Below are 20,745 nucleotides of genomic sequence, written 5' to 3'. Positions count from 1 at the left end.
CTATTGATTCGAAAACTGAACATACATTGCCACAAGGTAAATTTGAGTAGAATAGGATGATTGCTATGAAGATTGCATTAATTGCGCATGACCGTAAAAAAGATGATTTAGTACAATTTGCTATTGCTTATCGTGATATTTTAAGTGAGCATACGCTCTTTGCAACAGGTACAACAGGACTGCGAGTGATAGATGCAACAGGTCTAGAGGTAACACGTTTTCGCTCAGGTCCATTAGGTGGAGACCAACAAATTGGTGCGATGATTGCCAATAATGATATGGACATGATTATATTTTTCCGTGATCCACTAACAGCACAACCACATGAGCCCGATGTTTCTGCCCTTATTCGTCTTTGTGATGTTTATCAAATTCCACTAGCTACGAATATGGGGACTGCAGAAATATTACTAAAAGGCCTGCAAAAAGGATTTGTGGATTGGCGATTGATTCAAGAGCGACGTGGTTAATCAAACCTGTAGTGTATGTATTATTACACACGGAATTAAGTTATGCCCTAGCTGGATGTCTCAGAAATATTTTGCGCGAAATTGTAGCAACAGTAGCCCAGATTTTGTAAGGAATCAAGGGAGTTAGCTTAAGTTAGTCACATCCGTGTGACAGCGGCAAGCCAACCTAATTCACACAGGCCTTAGAACGATTCGTATTATGGGTACAATTTTTCAGGGCTAAAAAGAAAAGTGCAACGCAAAGACAGCTACAAATACGTTCTGGCGTATTTGATTAGGAGAGGATGATAATCGAATGAGAAAGCTAAAAATCGGCATTACTTGTTACCCAACAGTTGGGGGCTCTGGTGTAATTGCAACAGAATTAGGGAAAATGCTTGCAGAGAGAGGGCACGAAATTCATTTCATCACCTCAAGCGTACCATTTCGATTAAATAAAATTTATCCGACCGTCTTTTTCCATGAAGTAGAAGTGAGCAATTATTCAGTATTTCAATATTCGCCATATGATATTGCACTTGCGAGTAAAATGGCGGACGTGATTAAAGATGAAGGGCTAGACGTGTTGCACGTACATTATGCGATTCCACATGCTGTATGTGCTGTATTAGCTCGTGAAATGAGTGGGCAGGATGTTGGCATTGTGACGACGTTACATGGTACAGATATTACCGTACTTGGTCAAGATTCAACACTTGTGCAAGCGATAAAATATGGCATTAATAAATCTGACGTTGTAACAACGGTTTCAGATGCATTAAAAGAACAAACATATGAACTAATCGATACAGTGAAGCCAATCGAAACGATTTATAATTTCGTTGATGAACGTGAATATCGTCCATTAGATCCAGGCGATTTGAAAGAACAGTTCGGTATTCATGAAGATGAAAAAGTCATTATTCATGTATCTAACTTCCGTAAAATTAAAAACTTACCGCATATCGTTGACGCGTTTATGAAAATTCGTGAACATACAAAAGCAAAGCTATTACTTGTAGGAGATGGTCCGGAAAAACATCGTATCATGGATCAGGTAAAAGAAAGTGCTTATGCAAGAGATGTCCTATTTTTAGGTAAGCAGGAAAACCTAGCTGAACTATATGCGATAAGTGATTTGAAATTATTACTGTCACATCAAGAGTCATTTGGACTTGTATTACTAGAAGCAATGGCTTGTGGTGTACCGTGTATCGGTTCAGCTGTAGGCGGTATTCCAGAGGTCATTGAACACGGTGTTGATGGCTATTTAGTAGAAGAAGGCGATACAGATGCAGTTGCTATGTATGCAATCGATTTGTTGAATGATGAAGCGAAATTACAGAAATTCCGTGAGGCGGCAATCCGTGCTGTGAGTGAAAAATTCCACTCATCGAAAATTGTCGAGCAATATGAAAAAATGTACGAGAAGGTTGCTGAAAAAAAGCATGCAAAACAATAAAGAATGGCAGGCGGCATTTACTGTCATTAAACAACTAGAAAATGCAGGCTATGAGGCAGTTGTCGTTGGGGGCGCTGTGAGAGACGCTTTACTTGGCCGTGCTGTACATGATGTGGATGTAGCAACGAGTGCGATGCCATCAGAAGTGAAGGAGATTTTCGCACATACAGTCGACATCGGTATACAGCATGGTACGGTACTTGTGATTGTGCCTGAATCCCCAGTGGAAGTAACAACATACCGTACAGACGGAGAATATACCGATCATCGTCGCCCGGAGGTCGTGCAGTTTGTGCGCTCATTAGCAGAGGATTTACGTCGCCGTGATTTTACGATGAATGCCATTGCGATGCGTCGTGACGGTTCTTTGGTTGATTATTATGGTGGACGAGAAGATATTGAGGCTTGTGTGATCCGTGCGGTAGGGGAAGCGCAGGCCCGTTTTGCTGAGGATGCTCTTCGTATGCTAAGGGCAGCGCGCTTTGCTGCACAGCTTAGTTTTACAATTGAACCAGCTACCAAGCAGGCGATGCATGAGCAAGCAGCTGATATCGAGTGGATTGCTATAGAACGTGTCAAAGCAGAGCTCGATAAGTTATGGGTAGGCAAAGCTGTCTATAATGGGCTGTTAACACTTGTGGAAAGTGGCTTAGCGACATATTTACCAGGTAAATTTGAAGCGGAACAATGGCAAGGGTTTAGTACGAAGGATGCCCAAATTGGCTGGGCTTATTTTGCATGGTTACAAGGCGAAAATTGGCCAGAAGTATTACGTAGTTACCGATTATCGAATAAGGAAACTTCTTTTATTAAGGCTGTTTTAGCAGCTTTTGAAGCGTTACAGATGGGCTGGACAAAGATGGATTATTTCACGTATTCGGAGGCAGCACTTGTTACGGCGCTTGATTTTTCCAAATTACAAAAGCTTCAAGTTGAGGTGACACAGGACGGTATTCGGGAAGCACAGGCGAGATTGCCAATTCGAACGCGGAATGAACTGGTTGTAAACGGGCTTGATTTACAAAATTGGTCTGGACAAAAACGTGGACCGTGGCTAAAAGAGGCACTACAAGAAATGCTAGAAGCAGTTGTAGCTGGTGAAGTAGAAAATGAGCGACAACACATAAAGGATTGGTTTGAGCTGCAGATTTTCCATAAAGGATGAAAATTGGCCCAAAAGTGACTAAGTAAAAAACTAGTTACTTTTGGGTCATTTGCGTTTATTTTAGGGAGTGACTGACACTCGAGCTCACTGTCAAAAAAAAGACACATCCAAAGTTTTTTTCTGTACATATCATTTTAAATTTAATTTATGTGGTGCTATTATATTTGTTGTAAGGGTTTTCATGAAGAGTGATTAGATGATTTTCTTTTTGAAATTTTAGAGGTCTGACGTCAGAAGTGTATTATTGGGTGCGAAATGTGAGTTAATAATATACGTTCATAAATTAAAGTCATGAATCACTCATAAATTTTAATGTTTTAGGGGAAATTAACTATAAAGTAGAAAGAGGGCGAAGGAAATGAGTCAAAAACACCCTGATTTAATTCCAGAAAACGAAAGAGTTGGACAACCTAAGCAATTATTTTGGATATGGTTTTCATTGAATATCGGTATAATGGGATTGGTTTATGGAGGGATTATCGTAAGTTATGGTCTTAACTTTATTCAATCAGTCGTAGCTGCATTCTTAGGGGCTGCATCGTTTGCCCTTATCGGATATCTTAGCTTACCAGGTAAGCTAGGAAAAGCACCGACCTTTGTTTTATCTCGAGCACCTTTTGGAAATAAAGGAAACTTGATTCCAGCTGTACTGGCATGGATTTGTTTAATTGGTTGGCTGAGTGTCGGTAATGTTCCTACTGGTATTTTCTCAATAAATGCAATTGTCACTGCAATGGGATTAGAAGTAACAACAACAACACAGATAATTGGACTAATCGGTCTTGCTATTGCAATTATGGCATTATCTCTTGTAAATCAAGAAACACTTGTTAAAGCTCAAACTATTTTCACCTACATTTTTGGTGCTCTAACAGTAGTTGTATTGATTATTTTAGTACCTCAAACAGACTGGTCAGCACTTATGAATATGCCAAATGGAGACTGGGTTGGCGGAGTACTACCTGCGATTTCCATCATTATTGCAGGTTCTGCACTTAGCTGGGCAATGTGTGCGAGTGATTACTCTTGTTATCAAAGTCCTCAATCTTCGAATAAATCGATTTTCTGGACAACTACATTCGCATCAGCTACACCACTATTTGTCATCATGTTCTTAGGGATTTTAATGAATGCAACGAATCCTGAACTAGTTAATTCAGCGGATCCTATTGCTGCATTAGCGTTACAAATGCCTAAATGGATGGTTATTCCATACTTTATTACAGCACTTGGCGGAATCATTCCACCAGCAGTTATTTCACTTCGTTCCGGACGTAATGCTTTAGAAGCTACAAATATAAAAATTTCAGATCGAGCATCTATTATTTTACATGGTGCAATCATGGTATTGCTTCCGACGTATGTGTTATTCATCAATGGTGACTTCTTAGGTTCATTCCAAATGTTCTTAGGGGTTGTCGGTATTGGCTTGGCAGCATGGACTGCTGTATTCGTAGCGGATTACGTTATCCTACGCAAAAAGCAAGGCTATGACCCTGATATCATTTCAGGCGATAAAAATATTGATGTAAATAAAGGAAATGTAATTATATGGTTTGTGAGTGTTATCGTTGGACTTCTGTTCACTGAAAACCCAATAATTCCTGCTATATTTGCTAAGGGAATCTTTGAAGGTAACAGCCTGGGCGTCTTACTAACATTTGCGGTTGGTTTAGTCTTAAGCTGGATTTATTCATCAGCACAATTGAAGAAGCAAACAGAAGATAGAGAAGCGAAAACAATCTAACATATCAATTATTTGGAGGTAAGAAAAATTATGAGTATCCATTTAAATGCAAAAGAAGGTCAAATATCTGAGAAAGTATTGATGCCAGGAGATCCACTTCGTGCTAAATATATTGCAGATACTTTTTTAGAGGATGTTGAGTGTCATAATACAGTTCGCGGAATGTATGGTTATACGGGAACGTATAAAGGGCAGAAAATTTCTATTCAATCTTCTGGAATGGGTGCTCCTTCCATGAGTATTTATGCCACTGAACTCATTAAAGATTATGGTGTGAAAAATATTATTCGCATTGGTACAATCGGAGCTATGAAGCGTGAAGTGAAAATCCGTGACATTATCATGGCAATGGCGGCTACAAATGATTCGAAAATGCAAAACATCATTTTCCCACAAATAAATTATGCACCAAACGCAAGCTTTAAGCTTCTTGAGAGAGCATATCGTTTATCTAAACAAAATGCTGATTTGAAAGTTCATGTAGGTAATGTGTTCACTGGCGATTCATTCTATGAAGACGATGATTCCATGATTCATAAGCTGGCTGATTTCGGTGTGCTAGGTGTAGATATGGAGACATCAGCACTTTATACACTTGGAGCTAAATACAACATCGACGTCTTAAGTATTATGACAGTGAGTGACCATGTTATTACAGGTGAAGAAACAACAGCGGAAGAACGTCAAACAACTTTTAATGACATGATTACTGTAGCGTTAGAAACGCTTATTAATGAATAGTTTTCGGTGATTGGAAAAAGCCTTACTTATATTTTAAGTAAGGCTTTTTTACATTGTTGAAATACAATTACGTCAACAAATTATTTGGCGAGCGTTAATGAGAGTTTGTTCAAGGAACCGTTGATTTCCGTTACAGGCGGGCGCTTTCCAGGGGGCGAGCCTTGATCCGCTTCGTCGCGGTGCTCCTGCAGGGTCTCAAGATGCTCGCTTATCCCCTAGGAGTCGCCGCCTTCCACTCTAATCAACTTGATATTTAATTAGAAATATTTTTTTCTTTATGAGTAGGTGGTTGTAAGCGGCGGACATTATTCGGAAATTTCAGAAATAACATCTTTGCTGTTTACGTATTCATGAGTCTAGTCTTTTTACAATTGTTGAAGAGTACATAGCTAAAAGATATCGCCATATGTAACATAATTAAACATCTGTTACACTGTTCACTTAACTACTAAATATTACGAAAGTTTGAAACTTTTTATGCCGTATTCTCGTAAAGACCTATTAAGAGATTACATATGAGAAGGGGATAGTTATTTTGAAAACGAATAATAGTAAAGTAATGTTTTATCTTTTGTTGGTAGTTGGAATTTTCGTAGTTATTACTGTAGGTAAGTTTTTCTTTTATGACACGATTGGTAGTGTTATTGAAAACTTTATAAAGGATATATTCTAAAAAGAATACGCTAAAATATCAGGCGTGTTGATAAATAATTTTCACCATTACTATTAAAGTGGAGGTTGATTTCCGCTATGGGAGCTCGCTTTCCGCGGGCAAGCACCGAGCCGCTTCCTTCGCAATGCTCAGTCCAGGGTCTCGTTTCGCTTGCATTTCCCGCAGGAGTCGAGCACCCTCCGCTACAATCAACAAAAAATGTAGGTGCAAATACTAGTATTGAATATGAAAACAAGCAATGATTAAGTAAATGACAACCTGATATTTACCTAATCAACACACCATTTAAAATATCTTACTTTAGGGTTTGAGCGTATGAATACAAGTCATTTGTGTATGTCCTTTGTTATGTTATGATCTGCTACAACCTCACAAAATGGCTTAAGGAAGCTGTTGTACTTACAATATTTAGGGTTGAATACATAAAGGGAGAAGAACACTATGTGATGGTAATCTATCTTGTGAAATAAATGACTAAAAGCGATTTTTAGTAACAGTCGGTGGTCAATTGTTATATTTTACAGTATCATAAAAACTAATAACTATAGTATTTGTGATCTAAAGTAAATAAGTGATTGTACACTTAACTAAAGGGTTGGTTTGAGGATGAGTATTTCCATGAAGGATGAGATTCTAAGAAGGTTATTAGCGGCTAATGGAGAAGCAGTTTCTGGCCAAGAACTAGCAGATACATTGAATGTGTCACGCACAGCTATTTGGAAGCATATGCAGGGATTGCAAGAAGAAGGCTATACGTTTGAAACAGTGAAGAAAAAAGGCTATATACTGACAGGCGTGCCGAATAGCTTAAGTCCAATGCAAATTGAACTATTTTTAAATACGGAGCGCTTTGGTCGTACTATTCATCATTTTGATGTGGTGGATTCAACACAAACGATTGCACATAAGCTTGCACAAGAGGGTGCACCGGATGGCACAATTGTCATTGGGGAAGAGCAAACAGCTGGTCGCGGTCGTATGGCAAGACCGTGGGAATCTGCACATGGAACAGGTATTTGGATGACCATTATTGTGCGACCAGATGTGACGCCGCAACAGGCTTCTTCTTATACCCTTGTCGTAGCGGTCGCTGTATCAAAGGCGATTAAAGCACTGTATAAAAACGTAGAGCCAGCAATTAAGTGGCCAAATGATTTACTGATTAATGGCAAAAAATGCACAGGTATTTTAACGGAAATGCAAGCAGAGGCTGACTGTGTACAAGCGTTACTTGTCGGTATAGGCATAAATGCGAACCAGGTGGAAGCGGATTTCTCACCAGAAATTGCGGACATTGCAACTTCTTTACGCCTGGCAGCCGGGGAAGAAATTAACCGTGCGGCACTTGTTGCAACTATATTACAATACTTGGAGCAATACACGGAAATATTCGTGAAGGAAAGCTTTACGAGCATTAAAAAAGAGTGGGAACAGGCATCTTGCACAATTGGTCAACGTATCGAAGTGACGACTATACGAGAGCGATTTGAAGGTGTAGCAAGTGGCATTACTGATGAAGGTGTATTACAGCTAAGACAGGATGATGGTACCGTGAGGACGATTTATTCTGGAGATGTAAGAATTATTTAAATGAAAAGCTGCAAGTAGATCACACTACTTGCAGCTTTTATTTATTTGAGTGATAGCTCTAGGTCACCATGTGTAATAGAAACTTTCAACTGATTGTCACCTACATATGATTGTGAAAAATCACCTTCGATCGACTTGTTATTAAGCGTAATATCTCCAAAATTAGTATTCAAGTCTAATCCGAGTTCACTTTCTTTGTTTAGTAAATCAAGATCAACATCCCCAAAACTAGATGTTATCGTGGATTCTCCATTCAACTCCCCATCGATGTCAATATCACCGTGTTCACTTTCTACAATGAAACGCTCACCCGAAAATTGCTGTAATGCCATATCACCAAATGATTGCGTAATTTCTGTATGTCCTGCCACAATATTTTCGAAAGAAATATCCCCATGGCTTACAAATAAATTGAGCTGTTGATAATTTAATTGTTCTAGGTTTATATCCCCAAAGCTAGAGTCCAATTCAATGTTTGAGAGCAACGCATCTTTTGGTACATAAATTGTAATGGTAGGTGTTTTAAAGGATCTAAAACCAATTGTGATGCCGTTGTCTTTTGTGCTTTTGGCATCCACTGTAAGCGTACCATCCTTTACTGCATACGTAACATTCGACGTTTCAAAAGAGTTTAATTCTAAACCATAGTTATCTGATGGCAGTATTTCAATATCTGCATGTTTATTGGAAAGATTAATGTTTGTAAAGGCATCGAGTTCATATGAATTGGCACCAAGTGATTGGTCGTTTGGTACGTGAAAACCTGCATCGCTAATTAAAATAAACCATTTGCCACCGGAGGCAAAACCGATCATGGCTAATACAATGCCTACAACAATCATACTACCTGCAATTTGTTTAAGAGAAGTCATTGATAACGCCCCTTTCGTTTACGTGTAACTCTTTGAAATAATCCAGCCAAACCTTCTACGCATACTAGGCCCATTTTTTTAATAAAGCGGATGGTAGAAGGGAAAATCAGAACCCCAATTCCTGTAATAATAAGGCCAATACCTATAAAGAGTAGCGCTGTGGGCCAGTGATCTGTAATGATAAAAAAACCAGAAATGAGAGCTGCAAGTCCACCAAACAAGATTCCACCCACAGTGGCAACAATTGCAATAACAATGCTGAAAACAACTGCACCAGCTGAAATGATAAGTGCAATTGCTGTGGCGAGCAGTGGTAGCGAAAGTGGTGCAGATAATATAGCAAGAATGATAAGCCAGATGGCCGACACGTTCTTTTTCGTAGAAGTTGGTGTCGCATCTAAATCTTTAATGGCAAGATCGGCCAATATTTGTGCAGCGACTTGAGAAGGGGGGCCTAGTTGCTGAATGACTTGCTGTTCGTTTTCTTCTCCGGCTTCATCAAAATATTCCTCGTAATAAATAAGTGCAGCGTCGATTTCATGTTCCGGAAGTCGGTGTAATTTACTTCTTAGACTTTTTAAATAGCCCGCTTTATCCATCTAAATTCCCTCCTATTAGTACACTGTCTACTTTCTGTTTATAAATTTGCCATTCGTTAAGAAGCTCCAGTAATCGTATGCGCCCTTGTTCCGTAATACGATAGTAGCGCCTATTTCTTCCTTGAAAAGGCTGGTCGTAAGTTGTTAAAAAATCAGCCTTTTGCAAACGACGTAATACAGGATAAAGCGTCGATTCCGATATATCCATCACTGATTGAACTTGCTGCGTCAATGAATAGCCGTAAGCATCTTCTTTTTCTAATATGGCAAGCACGCAGGCATCCAGTAAAGACGAGCCAAGTTGAAACGTCATCTTATCCACCTCACATTTCTATCCCTATACAAGGTTTTATATTATATGCTGTATAGTATATGGATAGTATATGGCGTATAATATGATTTGTCAATAAATACAAAATAATCCGTTGAAAACTAAAGCTTAGAAGAGACAATGGATATATTAAAAAACCTTCTTTAAGAGTAATAAAATTTGAATTCCAAAGATAGGATTTTAAATTGAAAGTTGATGCATTAATTAAAAAATAAGAAAAATGTATTCTATTGACAGGCAGATGGAGTGAATGTGAAAATATGTGAGGAGTTTTAAAATGACTGTTTAAAAAAGCTGTAAAGTTTACTAGAGTGAAAAAATTTTGAGTACTTAACTAATTCGAAAAACAAATAATGATCTTTGATTTTTTTAACCCTAGTTGTAACAAAAAGTCTTTTTGAAGAAAAGTAATTTGTAAGAGCACTTGCCAATTTATTACGATGAAAATATTGGTGTTGAAACGGGTGCTCGACAATTCAACTGTATACTAGAAAGATTTTCTGACGAAATTTTTTTTGTATGAAAAAATTAATAAATTTACCTGTTCCTATGGATGGAAGAAGTATTCTCCTTTATTTAACGTACATTTTGGAATAATTACTATTAATCGACCTGATAGACAAAGCCGCACTTGATCAGTTCTTGCTATTGTTGGAGACAAACTCTCAGACTACAAATTACTTATTATACTAAACAAAGCATATACAAACGACTACCTAAAAAATGGTGGAATTATTTGAACATATAATGGAGGGGTATTGATGTTACTAGGAGAAAAAATAAAAAACGCTAGAAAGTTAAAGGGGTTGTCACAAAAAGAATTGAGTGAGGGTATATGTTCACAAGGAATGCTTAGTCAAATCGAGAGGAACAAACATATTCCTAATTTAATGATTTTTGTTGAAATATGTAATAAATTGGACTTGCCATTAACCGAAATGGAATATCAAGAAAGCGAAACGGCAATACAACTACAAAATGAACTGCTAGAATATTTATCGCAATTATTTTACCAAAGAAAATATGAAGAAATTAATAATACTATTAACTCTCATTTTAGAAAAATTTACTTGCATACAAAATTAGATCAACAATTACTGTTATTTTATAAAGGTCTATATCAAGGTTTTGTAAAAAATGAGTATTATCAAGCGTTTGAATTATTGGAGGAATCTCTTAAAATCACATATTTTCAAGACAAAGAACATTTATCTCTAGAAGAATATTTAATACTTAATAATATTGGCATTATGATGTTGAAACTAGGTATGGTAGATGAAGGATTTGGCTATTTTGATTTAATTCTTTCTACAATTAATAAGAGTCGGAAAATTCGAAATGAAAGCAAACTTACAATGGTATTTTTCAATATTGCTAATTCATATTCTAAACTAGGGAAATATGAAAAATCTCTAAGTGTAGCAAATGCTGGGATTGAATGGGCAAATAAACCTCAAATATTAACACAATTTCGTTTAAGTTACCTTTATTATGAAAAGGCGTATAATGAAGAGATTATAGGGATATGTAGTTTTAAAGAATCCTATAACATAGCCTATCACCTCGCTTTAAATAGCAAAGATGATTTATTAATTAGCTATATTAATTCAAAAAATAATTCTTTTTTGAAATATTAGAATTCTAATATTATTTTAGTAGATTTATTACTTAAATAATATAAAATTACATAGAAAGAAGGTAAAGTATAAAAATAGTTACTATTACCTTTTTAAAAGCGAATATTTTAAAAATTGAGGTGAGAACAAGTATGTTAGATTTTTTCATTACATTATTAAGCGATTTACCTTACAACTACATCCAATTCTTAATTAAGTAATTGCTCCCATTTCTCGGATATGGTATGGAATGGATTGGCCACCAAGTATAAGTACTTGTATTTAACAATAGATGGACAGTTTATACGTGGAGGTATATAGCAGGGAAAGCTGGAGATAACATCAAATGCATACCTACTTTCGTAAGCGACAAATAGCACCTAACTGTTATTCAGTGGGAGCTATTTGTCGCTTACTTTTGTTTTTACAACTTGGCATACGTCATTACAATTTTTTTAATTGAAAGGCAGTATGTTGTCCGATAATTTGGTTAAAAAATCTGAACAAGTAATGCTGAACTCTTTATTCAAATTACAACGTTTCTGAAACCTGCGATTGTGCTAATTTTTTTGCATAGCAACAAGTTCTAATAACCATCTAAACTGTCAACGTTATAGGAGATGAGTAGGTAGTTGGCTAATCAAAATGATGGTTTTTTAATCTCTTACTAGGAGCCACTGTGCTAGCCGAGATGAGGGGTGTGGGTATGTCCTGTTTGGTACAGTAAGTAGCGGCATCTGTTTCACATATATATTGAAAGGCTTGAATATGTGAGTACCATAAAAAAGTGTGTTCGAATCGAGGCTGAAAAAGCTTTCTAATGAATGGTAATCGTAATTGTCTCGCGATTTTAAATTCATTAGAAGGTGGGGATTACCTGACGCTTACTAAACAAATGATTATTTATTTATTATAGGCGTGGTCTTACATGATAAATCATTAAAGTCTACATGCAATATTTTATTATAAGAGCTTGGTTGTTTATTCAATAGAAAACGAACAGCATCATAAGCAACTAGTATAGGAATAATACAATTTGATGGTTCTGGTGTACCAAAAAAAGGATTAATTACTTTTATATTTTCAGGTCTTTGTTCATATTCGGTATCTTCCAAAAAGTGAATCATATCACTTGGTTGATCAATAAATGGACCGACTCTTCCAAAGTGGGGACCAATACTTCCAGTGATAAAGGGGATTTGATATTCAATACATACTTTTAGAACTTCTTGATATAAATAATGAGGTTCATCAGCAGCATTGATTACAATATCAGGGTTAGATTTTTGAAGTATAGTTGATAGGTCTTCATGATTTTTGATTCGTTTTTTTAAGATTAGGACTTGTCCATGTGGATGAGATTCTTTAATTTTTGAAAAACAAATATCTACTTTATTAAAGCCGAGATCTTTTAAGGAATACATATATTGTTTATTTAATTGATGAATTTGCACTTCATCACTATCTATTAAAATATAGTTTTGAACCCCTAATCGAATTAATTGATCTAATATTACAGAACCAATTCCGCCAACACCTATGATAGCTACACATTTTTCTCTAAGTGTTTGTTGTAAATGAATAGGAGTTGGTGCGAGATTTTCTAAGTGAAATAGCTGTTTTTCGTAGCTATTAATGTCAAGGTTATCCCAATCGTCGATAAGTACCCCCATCTGCAATAAAGATTCCCAAAGTACTTGTACGTATTCTACTGGGAGAATTGATGCTAGTTCTATTAAAGATGTTCCTTTTTCTAATAGGAAATAAATATGTTTGAATTCTTCAGTTTGAAAACGAATTTTAACGCTTTTATTGTTATATAGAATCAAATCATAATCTGAGTAGTGTACAATCACGGCATCATATCTTAGTTTTTTTCTGATCATGTGAATACTCCTTAAAAATAGGCATGATGAATCAAATCTTCAACAAAGAAATACTATTCGGTTTTCATATAGAACCATCTCTTAGAATAGGTTGAATGTTCTAATGCAACTTATATTACAACAGGAGTTATAAGTATTCCATATACCAAATATTAGAATACTAATATTTCGCTTTTGAAATTCAAATCGACAGAAGACATATAAAAAATAGGTACTGTACATGTAATGTAAGCTAAAGGGCTCGCCGGAAATGGTGAGCTCTTTGGTGTTATTTAGAGATGTAATTGCATAGTAAATGTTTTAATGGTGTATGACATGGTTTTAATTTAACGCGAAAAGTAATTAGAAAATTAGAATTATAGAAAATATTGTTTGATGATGGGACCCAAATTCTGTTATAGTATGTGCTGAAGGGCAGTATCCTTTTGTGAACGGCACCTTCAAACTGTAAGACAACCAACAACAAATATCTGCCTTGATCTTTATAGACAGGGACGGAAGAAAACGATGCGTTCTGATCCATGAACGAACAAGCTACCCTTCTGCCCATTTTTAGGAACAGAAGGGTTTTTTACGGTTTTCTTCTCTTGAAAAGGAGGACTTCAATTGAAAACAACATCAGATTTTTTAAGAATGAAAGCAGCTGGTGAGAAAATCGTAATGCTGACGGCTTATGATTACCCAGCAGCAAAGTTTGCTGAGGAAGCTGGCGTCGATATGATTCTAGTAGGTGATTCACTAGGTATGGTCGTACTAGGGTATGATTCCACAATGCCTGTGACAGTTGCGGACATGGTACATCATGCAAAAGCGGCACGACGCGGTGCGAAGAATACATTTGTGGTAGTCGATATGCCATTTGGCTCTTATCATGGCGATGTGAATGACACATTAAAAACAGCAGTATCTATGATGCAAGAAACAGGCGCAGATGCACTAAAGGTAGAAGGTGCAGATGACGTTTTACCGGTTATTTCAAAATTAACATCTGCTGGCATTCCAATGGTGGCGCATCTAGGTTTATTACCACAATCTGCGGGAGTTTTAGGTGGCTATAAAGTCCAAGGGAAAACAGCTGAACAAGCAAAAAAACTTATTGAGGACGCAAAAAAATGTGAAGCAGCTGGTGTATGTGCAATTGTCTTAGAATGTATTCCGCATCAGGTAGCTGAAATTGTATCTGCGAACTTAGTCATTCCAACAATCGGTATTGGTGCAGGAGTGGATTCGGATGGGCAAGTGCTTGTCTATCATGACATGCTTGGCTATGGCTCACATCATGTGCCGAAATTTGTGGAGCAATTTGCGGATATGGGGGCTGCGGCAAGACAGGGAATTGCAGGCTATGTGGAGGCAGTAAAAGCTGGGACTTTCCCAGCACCGAAGCATTTCTTCACGATGAAGGATGAAGCACTGGATCAGCTTTACGGGGGCGTAAAATAAATGAAAGTCATCACAACAATCGAAGCTCTAACAGCAGAAATACTAGCAGCAAAAAAGAGTGAAAAGACTATAGGCCTTGTACCAACAATGGGCTATTTACACGAAGGGCATTTAACACTGGCACAAGCGGCACGTGAAGAAAATGATGTCGTTGTAATGAGCATTTTTGTGAATCCAACACAATTTGGTCCGAGCGAAGACTTTGAAAGTTATCCGCGTGATTTACAACGTGATACAGCTTTAGCTGAGTCGGTTGGTGTGGATATTGTCTTTGCACCGAGTGTTGAGGAGATGTATCTACATGATGGAGGAATTCGTATCTGTGCGGGTAAGCAGGCCAGCATATTGTGCGGAGCCAGTCGACCTGGCCATTTTGATGGTGTGTTACAAGTCGTGGCGAAATTATTTCATTTAACGCAGCCAATACGCGCCTACTTTGGTCAAAAGGATGCACAACAGGTGGCGATTATTGCCACAATGGTGCGTGATTACAACTTCCCATTAGAGATGCGTGTCGTGCCGATTGTACGTGAAGAGGATGGTTTAGCAAAGTCTTCGCGTAATGTCTATTTAAGTGAAGTGGACCGTCAGCAAGCACCGGCGATCAACGAAGCATTGACGTTGGCACGCGACAGCTTTTTAGAGAATGGTGATGCGGCGGAGGCAATTGAAAAAGCGTCAGTTCATATTGCGACGCGTACAAACGGCAAGATTGATTATATTGAACTTTTGGCGTACCCAGATTTAGCTCCTGTTACAGATGAGACAAAGCAAGTACTACTAGCAGCGGCAGTGTATATTGGCAAAACGCGTTTAATTGATAACATTATTTTTAATGTGAAAGAGGGACTGTAACATGCTACGAATGATGATGAACGGTAAAATCCACCGCGCGACAGTGACAGAAGCGGATTTAAATTATGTGGGATCCATTACAATTGATGAAGATATTTTAGATGCAGTTGGTATGTTACCAAATGAGAAGGTGCATGTTGTCAATAATAATAACGGCGCACGCTTTGAAACGTATATAATCGCCGGCAGACGTGGTTCAGGTGTAATTTGCGTCAATGGTGCAGCTGCTCGTCTTGTACAACGCGGGGATATTGTGATTATTATTTCGTATGCTTATGTGGATAATGCAGAGGCCAAGGACCACAAGCCAACTGTAGCTATTATGGATGAAGGTAATACTATTAAAGAAATGATTGAGTATGAGCCGGAAGCAACGGTGCTGTAATTTTATGAGAAGTATGTACTTTGGTGCATGCTTCTTTTTTATTGGGATGATGGGTGGAAATAACAAAAACTAGGTGTGAAATCGCTCAACCTCAAGCCGAAGTCGCTCAACCTCAAGCCAAAGTCGCTCAACCACGGCCTCAAGTCGCTCAACCTCGGCCTCAAGTCGCTCAACCTCGGCCTCAAGTCGCTCAACCTCGGCCTCAAGTCGCTCAACCTCGGCCTCAAGTCGCTCAACCACGCCCTCAAGTCGCTCAACCACGGCCGCAAGTCGCTCAACCACGGCGCCAAGTCGCTCAACCTGACCATAAATCACTCGTCCTAAACGTTGAAAATCTTGTAAAGTGACAGAAGCATGACCACTGAGCCGAATTTATGATAAAATTCAACTATACAAAAGTGAACTGTGAGTTGAGATGATGATGGATAGTCAAAAGTATGCAATTGTTGATTTGGAGACAACAGGACATTCGCCTGCAAATGGTGATCGAATGATTCAAATTGCGATTGTTATTATGAAGGATTGGGAAATTGAGCGTACCTATACGAAGTTTATTCATCCAGGGAAAACAATTCCGTCCTTTATTCAGGATTTAACGCATATTACGGATGAGGATGTGAAGGATGCCTTACCGTTTGAGGCACATGCCGACTACATATATGAACTGATTGCCGATTGTGTATTCGTCGCGCATAATACGGATTTTGACTTATCCTTTTTACAAGCAGAGTTCAAACGAGCGGGTTTACCAAAGTGGCAGGGCAAAAGTATGGATACGGTTGAACTGGCGAAAATTTTGTATCCAATGTCACTTAGCTTTAAGCTAGGCGATTTAGCAGCTGACCTAAACATAGAGCTAACCAATGCACATCGCGCAGACGAGGATGCACGTGCAACGGCTGAACTTTTCAAATGTTGCTGGAAGGAATTACTGAACTTACCACAACTAACGCTCGAGCAAATGCATAAACGTTCGTTTCGTTTGAAATCCAATTTGTCACAACTCTTTTTCGAGGCACTGCAAATTAAACGCCAGCATGTCACAACCAATGAAAATGTTACGTACCACCGCAATTTTGCCATAGGTGATGGTCGGAAAAATCATACAGACAATCATGAATTATCCCCGTATCCACAAACAGCAGCCGACAAGGAAACACTCATGGCAAAGACGATGAAAAATTATGAGCAACGTCCAGCGCAATTTGCGATGATGGACGCTATATGGCAAGCACTAAACAAAAAAGAAGAATGCGTAATTGAGGCATCCACAGGGATCGGCAAAACAGTTGGCTATTTACTGCCGGCCATTATGTATGCACGAGCGCATAACAAAAAAATCGCCATTAGCACATACACTGCGCATTTACAGGAGCAACTTGTGGAGGAAGAGCTCCCAAAGGTCGAAAAAATACTTGGCACAAAGGTCAACATCGCCGTATTAAAAGGCATGCATCATTACATCGACTTATCACGCTTTGAGCAATGCATTGCGTATGGAGACGAATCGTACGATGAAACGTTTACTATTTTACAACTACTCGTATGGCTAACAAAAACTGAGACAGGTGTACTAAGTGAACTGAACGTTTCAGGTGGAGGGCAGCTATTTTTAGATAAAATTCGTAAAATGCCAGATGAAAAACCACCGAGAGGCTTTGACTTCTACGAACAAGCATTAAAACAGAGTGAATCCGCCGACTGCATCGTGACGAATCATTCAATGGTGCTTAGTGATTTGGTGCGTCAAACGCCGATTTTTACACAAATCGATGGTTGGATAATCGATGAAGCCCATCAATTTATCCAAGCGGCCATGCAACAGGATGAAACGGTCCTATCCTATACGCAGTGGAAATATGTATTCGGCCAAATTGGCACAATGGAAGAAACTGCGCTCTTCCAGCAGTTTAGCCAAGCAGCCAAGAAAAAACAGCGTGTCCCAATGCAAAACTTACAGCGCCTCGACGAGCAATTTATGCGCCTACAACGAATTTTTGACGAAACGATTCAACATGTCGTACAAAAAATGCAACAATACTTAAAAGGTAAGCAAATAGCGGGAAGCAAACGTACTCTCTTTTTAGAGGAATTACAACTTCAAAAAGAGCCATTTATCCGCGTCAGCAAGCTCTTACAACAGTGGGTAGACCTTGCAGAAGCCGCTAGTCGCGCCTTTGAAAACGACATCGAACAACTCGACAAAAACGAGGCATTTATATTGTCGGAATGGCACTACTGGATTCGTGAAATAAAATTAAAAATTACTGACTGGGAAGAAATATTCCTATCGCCACAAGAAGACAACTCTGTTTGGCTGGAAATTGATCGACGCAGTGTCCCGGGGAGTTTACACATCTTTAAAAAGCCCATCAATGTCACACCAGTCATTGAAAAAGTTCTCGCACCACTACGTCAACAAGCAAGCATCGTGTGGACTTCTGGTACGTTAACTGTACCGGGCAATGAGCGTTTTATAACACGTCAGCTCGGCATTCAAGCTAATGTAAACGTGCTACAACTGCAGGCACCATCAGCCTATTATGCGGGGGCAAAAGCGTTTATTGTCACAGATATGCCGGACATTCAGCAGGTGACACAAGCAGAGTATATTGAAGCGGTCGCACTCGCCATTACGCGTACAGTACGAATGACAGAAGGGCGTTGTTTTGTACTCTTTACTTCACAGGATATGCTACGAAAAACAGTTGAACTGATTCAAGAAAGTGAGCTACTTGATGATTATATGCTCTTTGCACAAGGTGTCACAGGGGGCAGTCGCATGCGTATTTTAAAATCATTCCAAAAATTTAGCAATGCTGTTCTCTTTGGCACAAATAGTTTTTGGGAAGGGGTAGACGTACCTGGTGATGCACTTGCATCCGTTATAGTTGTACGCTTACCATTCTCTTCACCAGAAGAACCCGTATTCAAGGCACGTGCCAAGCATTTATCCGATCAAGGCCGCAACTCGTTCAACGAGCTATCACTACCCGAAGCCATTATGCGCTTCAAGCAAGGCTTTGGTCGATTGATCCGTTCATCACAGGACAAAGGCGCCTTTATTGTCTTAGATCGACGTATTACTACGAAATCGTATGGCAAGGAATTTATCAAAGCCCTGCCTCCAATTGAAGTGAAGAAACTACAATTGCCGGAATTGCTGAAAGAATTGGGTAATTGGGAGAAATGATTGAAATCCCCTTAGGTCGAAATTCGCGACTTAGGGGGATTTTTGTATTTTATATTTCGGAATATTATAGGATGTTAAGAGTATGTATCTTCCAAAAATAGATAAAATGAGATGAATGAAATTGTCCTATCCGTACCATGGACGATGTGTTTAATATTCGAAGCACCTATAATTTCGATATGTCTAAATGGCGTGAGCACGTAAAAGCTTTACAACTAGATGCAATTATTGAAAGGAAGTTAACAGCATATATCGAACAACGCTATTTAGGACTAGGCTTTGACGACACTCCGCAATATAAATTTTATCTACTAGAGAAGGTTTGTCACTGCCAAACCAACCAAGACCAAAACAAAATAACGCAGGTAGAAGACGCTATCGATTTGGTGATTTGAAGAAGGCAGAGTGTTTTGTGGAGTCGGCGGGGGAGCAAATGAGTATTTCGGATATGGGTGTGTGATGTGAGAAAGGTTTCTAGAAAGTCAATGAACGGACAAAGCTATTTTAGTAACGTTCTAGAGTGTGTTTGAAAGTAATAATATAACTAAGTAAAAAAAGAAGTATATTAACTTTTAGGAAGAGAGTTAATGTACTTTTTTGTTATTTTGTTAATTTTATGATATATTTTGGTGTGAACAAATGAAATAATCATATGTTCATGGTCTGATTGAGAAAATATTTAAAATATCGATAGTATTCTCAGAACTAAGATTAAATGGTAGTAATAGAATAAGTAAGGAGTAGTAGAATTATGACTAATAAAAATGATCAAAAAATGGTACAGGTGCAAGGAGAAGAAGTAGAGGTGGACAATATTTATGTCATCATGCCGCCATCTGGCACAATTATTGGAGAAGCGACTGAGAAAGAAATGGAAAAAGCTGCTGAGCTAGAATGCAGACATATGGCATTCCTACGCTTACAGGACATGAATCTACAAGTTAATGGGGATTCGTATAAAGAATTATTAAATGATTTTCTGGATTTCGAACTCGAATCGAGTAAATTTTGGCGATCAATCGCAAATCGTATAGGGTTACCATATGAGTGGCCAATTCGAATTGATCATGCGAATGGACCGATTTATATGGGTCAACATGAATTTGATGTAGAACCAGATGCAGAAGACGAAGCGTAAATAAAGGTATTTTCACACGAAAAAGCTATGGGAAGAAACTGGTAATTCGATATCTTTTAAACAGAATTAAAAACCAAACCTAGACCACTCACATAGAACTTCATTATCAGTATGTACAATTTTACCATAATAGAAAATATGAAAAGGTGTGTGAACAGAGATGTTTGCTTGCCTTTTTAGATGGGGTGAATTCCATCAGAAGGTTATATTTGAGGAGCCCCTCGTTGCAAGATAAAGAAAATAAAAAAGCAGAGGCGTTCTTTTATGAATGCTCCTCTACTTTTTTGTAAAAAAATCCATTTATTATTTTTATCTTAGGCTTTCGCTTTATAATGCAATTTGAATCGAATACTACATTTTTTAAATTAAAGAATCGTCATAATCCTATTACAAATGACTGGAAATAATATTCAGAATTATAGAAATTCAAATAATTTGTATAAATAAAAGACTCTAAAAATTCCTATACCTTTTTGTTGTTGTAAAATTTTTTGTGATCACGATTTGTTATTTTTACGCATCTAATAACAAATTTAATAGGAGTTCATTCTATTATTATAAAAAAACTCTGTATGAATTATTATACTATAATAATAATAA

At 38.0% G+C, this 20,745-nt stretch carries 18 protein-coding genes; 13 read left to right on the top strand and 5 right to left on the bottom strand.

The genetic code is table 11. The features are described from left to right. Positions 1-65: 65 nt before the first annotated feature. From mgsA to AEA09_RS11650, 6 genes are all read left to right on the top strand, one after another. Positions 66-470, top strand: coding sequence for a methylglyoxal synthase (gene mgsA / locus AEA09_RS11675; RefSeq protein WP_053584005.1), 405 nt, complete (start codon positions 66-68; stop codon positions 468-470). A gap of 295 nt (positions 471-765) precedes the next feature. Continuing rightward, entirely contained in the window at positions 766-1,911 is a 1,146-nt protein-coding gene (bshA, locus tag AEA09_RS11670) for an N-acetyl-alpha-D-glucosaminyl L-malate synthase BshA (RefSeq protein WP_053584004.1), read from the top strand. Then, a complete protein-coding gene (locus AEA09_RS11665) occupies positions 1,898-3,076 on the top strand; it encodes a CCA tRNA nucleotidyltransferase (RefSeq protein ID WP_053584003.1) in 1,179 nt (392 codons plus the stop codon). The genes bshA and AEA09_RS11665 overlap by 14 nt, the downstream gene beginning before the upstream one ends. A 358-nt stretch (positions 3,077-3,434) precedes the next feature. After that, on the top strand, positions 3,435-4,823 hold the full coding sequence (locus tag AEA09_RS11660) for a purine-cytosine permease family protein (RefSeq protein WP_053584002.1): 1,389 nt from the start codon (positions 3,435-3,437) through the stop codon (positions 4,821-4,823). 30 nt (positions 4,824-4,853) lie between these two features. Next, on the top strand, positions 4,854-5,564 hold the full coding sequence (gene deoD, locus AEA09_RS11655) for a purine-nucleoside phosphorylase (protein WP_053584001.1): 711 nt from the start codon (positions 4,854-4,856) through the stop codon (positions 5,562-5,564). A 1,279-nt stretch (positions 5,565-6,843) separates the two neighbouring features. Continuing rightward, complete coding sequence (locus AEA09_RS11650) at positions 6,844-7,827, top strand: biotin--[acetyl-CoA-carboxylase] ligase (protein WP_053584000.1); 984 nt, start codon at positions 6,844-6,846, stop codon at positions 7,825-7,827. 41 nt (positions 7,828-7,868) lie between these two features. Here the strand turns inward: AEA09_RS11650 and AEA09_RS11645 are convergent, their stop codons facing one another. Genes AEA09_RS11645 through AEA09_RS11635 form a run of 3 tightly spaced genes read right to left on the bottom strand, consistent with a single transcriptional unit; the run spans position 7,869 to position 9,611 of the window. After that, positions 7,869-8,699: a DUF4097 family beta strand repeat-containing protein gene (locus AEA09_RS11645; RefSeq protein ID WP_082332641.1), complete on the bottom strand. Its 831-nt coding sequence runs from the start codon at positions 8,697-8,699 to the stop codon at positions 7,869-7,871. Next, entirely contained in the window at positions 8,696-9,298 is a 603-nt protein-coding gene (locus tag AEA09_RS11640) for a DUF1700 domain-containing protein (protein ID WP_053583999.1), read from the bottom strand. Before AEA09_RS11640 ends, AEA09_RS11645 begins: the two co-directional genes overlap by 4 nt. Next, positions 9,291-9,611 carry a PadR family transcriptional regulator gene (locus tag AEA09_RS11635; protein ID WP_053583998.1) on the bottom strand — a complete coding sequence of 107 codons (321 nt, stop codon included), beginning with the start codon at positions 9,609-9,611 and terminating at the stop codon, positions 9,291-9,293. Before AEA09_RS11635 ends, AEA09_RS11640 begins: the two co-directional genes overlap by 8 nt. A gap of 779 nt (positions 9,612-10,390) precedes the next feature. Between AEA09_RS11635 and AEA09_RS11630 the strand changes: the two genes are divergently transcribed. Further along, a complete protein-coding gene (locus AEA09_RS11630; RefSeq protein WP_053583997.1) occupies positions 10,391-11,266 on the top strand; it encodes a helix-turn-helix domain-containing protein in 876 nt (291 codons plus the stop codon). 878 nt (positions 11,267-12,144) lie between these two features. Here the strand turns inward: AEA09_RS11630 and AEA09_RS11625 are convergent. After that, positions 12,145-13,131, bottom strand: coding sequence for a HesA/MoeB/ThiF family protein (locus tag AEA09_RS11625; RefSeq protein WP_053583996.1), 987 nt, complete (start codon positions 13,129-13,131; stop codon positions 12,145-12,147). A gap of 606 nt (positions 13,132-13,737) precedes the next feature. Here AEA09_RS11625 and panB point away from each other — a divergent pair. From panB to panD, 3 genes are read left to right on the top strand one after another with little or no spacing between them, the layout of a single operon-like run. Next, positions 13,738-14,574 carry a 3-methyl-2-oxobutanoate hydroxymethyltransferase gene (panB, locus tag AEA09_RS11620; protein ID WP_053583995.1) on the top strand — a complete coding sequence of 279 codons (837 nt, stop codon included), beginning with the start codon at positions 13,738-13,740 and terminating at the stop codon, positions 14,572-14,574. Beyond that, the gene (gene panC / locus AEA09_RS11615; RefSeq protein ID WP_053583994.1) at positions 14,575-15,429 is read left to right on the top strand and encodes a pantoate--beta-alanine ligase; all 855 of its coding nucleotides are present in this window, start codon (positions 14,575-14,577) and stop codon (positions 15,427-15,429) included. Between the two features lies 1 nt (position 15,430). Next, a complete protein-coding gene (gene panD, locus AEA09_RS11610; RefSeq protein ID WP_053583993.1) occupies positions 15,431-15,814 on the top strand; it encodes an aspartate 1-decarboxylase in 384 nt (127 codons plus the stop codon). Positions 15,815-15,883: 69 nt separating this feature from the next. On the opposite strand, the gene AEA09_RS20650 is transcribed toward panD, so the two are convergent. Then, positions 15,884-16,054 carry a hypothetical protein gene (locus AEA09_RS20650; protein WP_425412004.1) on the bottom strand — a complete coding sequence of 57 codons (171 nt, stop codon included), beginning with the start codon at positions 16,052-16,054 and terminating at the stop codon, positions 15,884-15,886. 178 nt (positions 16,055-16,232) lie between these two features. Here AEA09_RS20650 and dinG point away from each other — a divergent pair, with 178 nt between their 5' ends. The 3 genes from dinG to AEA09_RS11590 all read left to right on the top strand — a co-directional run bounded on the left by dinG (position 16,233) and on the right by AEA09_RS11590 (position 20,145). Then, on the top strand, positions 16,233-19,007 hold the full coding sequence (gene dinG / locus AEA09_RS11600) for an ATP-dependent DNA helicase DinG (RefSeq protein WP_053583991.1): 2,775 nt from the start codon (positions 16,233-16,235) through the stop codon (positions 19,005-19,007). Positions 19,008-19,153: 146 nt separating this feature from the next. Further along, on the top strand, positions 19,154-19,402 hold the full coding sequence (locus AEA09_RS11595) for a hypothetical protein (RefSeq protein WP_156312154.1): 249 nt from the start codon (positions 19,154-19,156) through the stop codon (positions 19,400-19,402). Between the two features lie 356 nt (positions 19,403-19,758). Continuing rightward, complete coding sequence (locus AEA09_RS11590; protein ID WP_425411986.1) at positions 19,759-20,145, top strand: hypothetical protein; 387 nt, start codon at positions 19,759-19,761, stop codon at positions 20,143-20,145. Positions 20,146-20,745: the final 600 nt, after the last annotated feature.

Origin of the sequence: Lysinibacillus contaminans (assembly GCF_001278945.1) — a bacterium.
GTDB lineage: Bacteria > Bacillota > Bacilli > Bacillales_A > Planococcaceae > Lysinibacillus > Lysinibacillus contaminans.
This window is presented reverse-complemented; position numbering and strand designations above follow the sequence as displayed.

Coding starts and splice junctions, on each gene's coding strand:
- AEA09_RS11650 (WP_053584000.1), top strand. CDS start 6,844: ATGAGTATTTCCATGAAGGATGAGATTCTAAGAAGGTTATTAGCGGCT.
- AEA09_RS11590 (WP_425411986.1), top strand. CDS start 19,759: ATGACTAATAAAAATGATCAAAAAATGGTACAGGTGCAAGGAGAAGAA.
- AEA09_RS11660 (WP_053584002.1), top strand. CDS start 3,435: ATGAGTCAAAAACACCCTGATTTAATTCCAGAAAACGAAAGAGTTGGA.
- AEA09_RS11630 (WP_053583997.1), top strand. CDS start 10,391: ATGTTACTAGGAGAAAAAATAAAAAACGCTAGAAAGTTAAAGGGGTTG.
- AEA09_RS11625 (WP_053583996.1), bottom strand. CDS start 13,131: ATGATCAGAAAAAAACTAAGATATGATGCCGTGATTGTACACTACTCA.
- AEA09_RS11635 (WP_053583998.1), bottom strand. CDS start 9,611: ATGACGTTTCAACTTGGCTCGTCTTTACTGGATGCCTGCGTGCTTGCC.
- panC (WP_053583994.1), top strand. CDS start 14,575: ATGAAAGTCATCACAACAATCGAAGCTCTAACAGCAGAAATACTAGCA.
- AEA09_RS11665 (WP_053584003.1), top strand. CDS start 1,898: ATGCAAAACAATAAAGAATGGCAGGCGGCATTTACTGTCATTAAACAA.
- AEA09_RS11645 (WP_082332641.1), bottom strand. CDS start 8,699: ATGACTTCTCTTAAACAAATTGCAGGTAGTATGATTGTTGTAGGCATT.
- panD (WP_053583993.1), top strand. CDS start 15,431: ATGCTACGAATGATGATGAACGGTAAAATCCACCGCGCGACAGTGACA.
- dinG (WP_053583991.1), top strand. CDS start 16,233: ATGATGGATAGTCAAAAGTATGCAATTGTTGATTTGGAGACAACAGGA.
- bshA (WP_053584004.1), top strand. CDS start 766: ATGAGAAAGCTAAAAATCGGCATTACTTGTTACCCAACAGTTGGGGGC.
- AEA09_RS11640 (WP_053583999.1), bottom strand. CDS start 9,298: ATGGATAAAGCGGGCTATTTAAAAAGTCTAAGAAGTAAATTACACCGA.
- deoD (WP_053584001.1), top strand. CDS start 4,854: ATGAGTATCCATTTAAATGCAAAAGAAGGTCAAATATCTGAGAAAGTA.
- mgsA (WP_053584005.1), top strand. CDS start 66: ATGAAGATTGCATTAATTGCGCATGACCGTAAAAAAGATGATTTAGTA.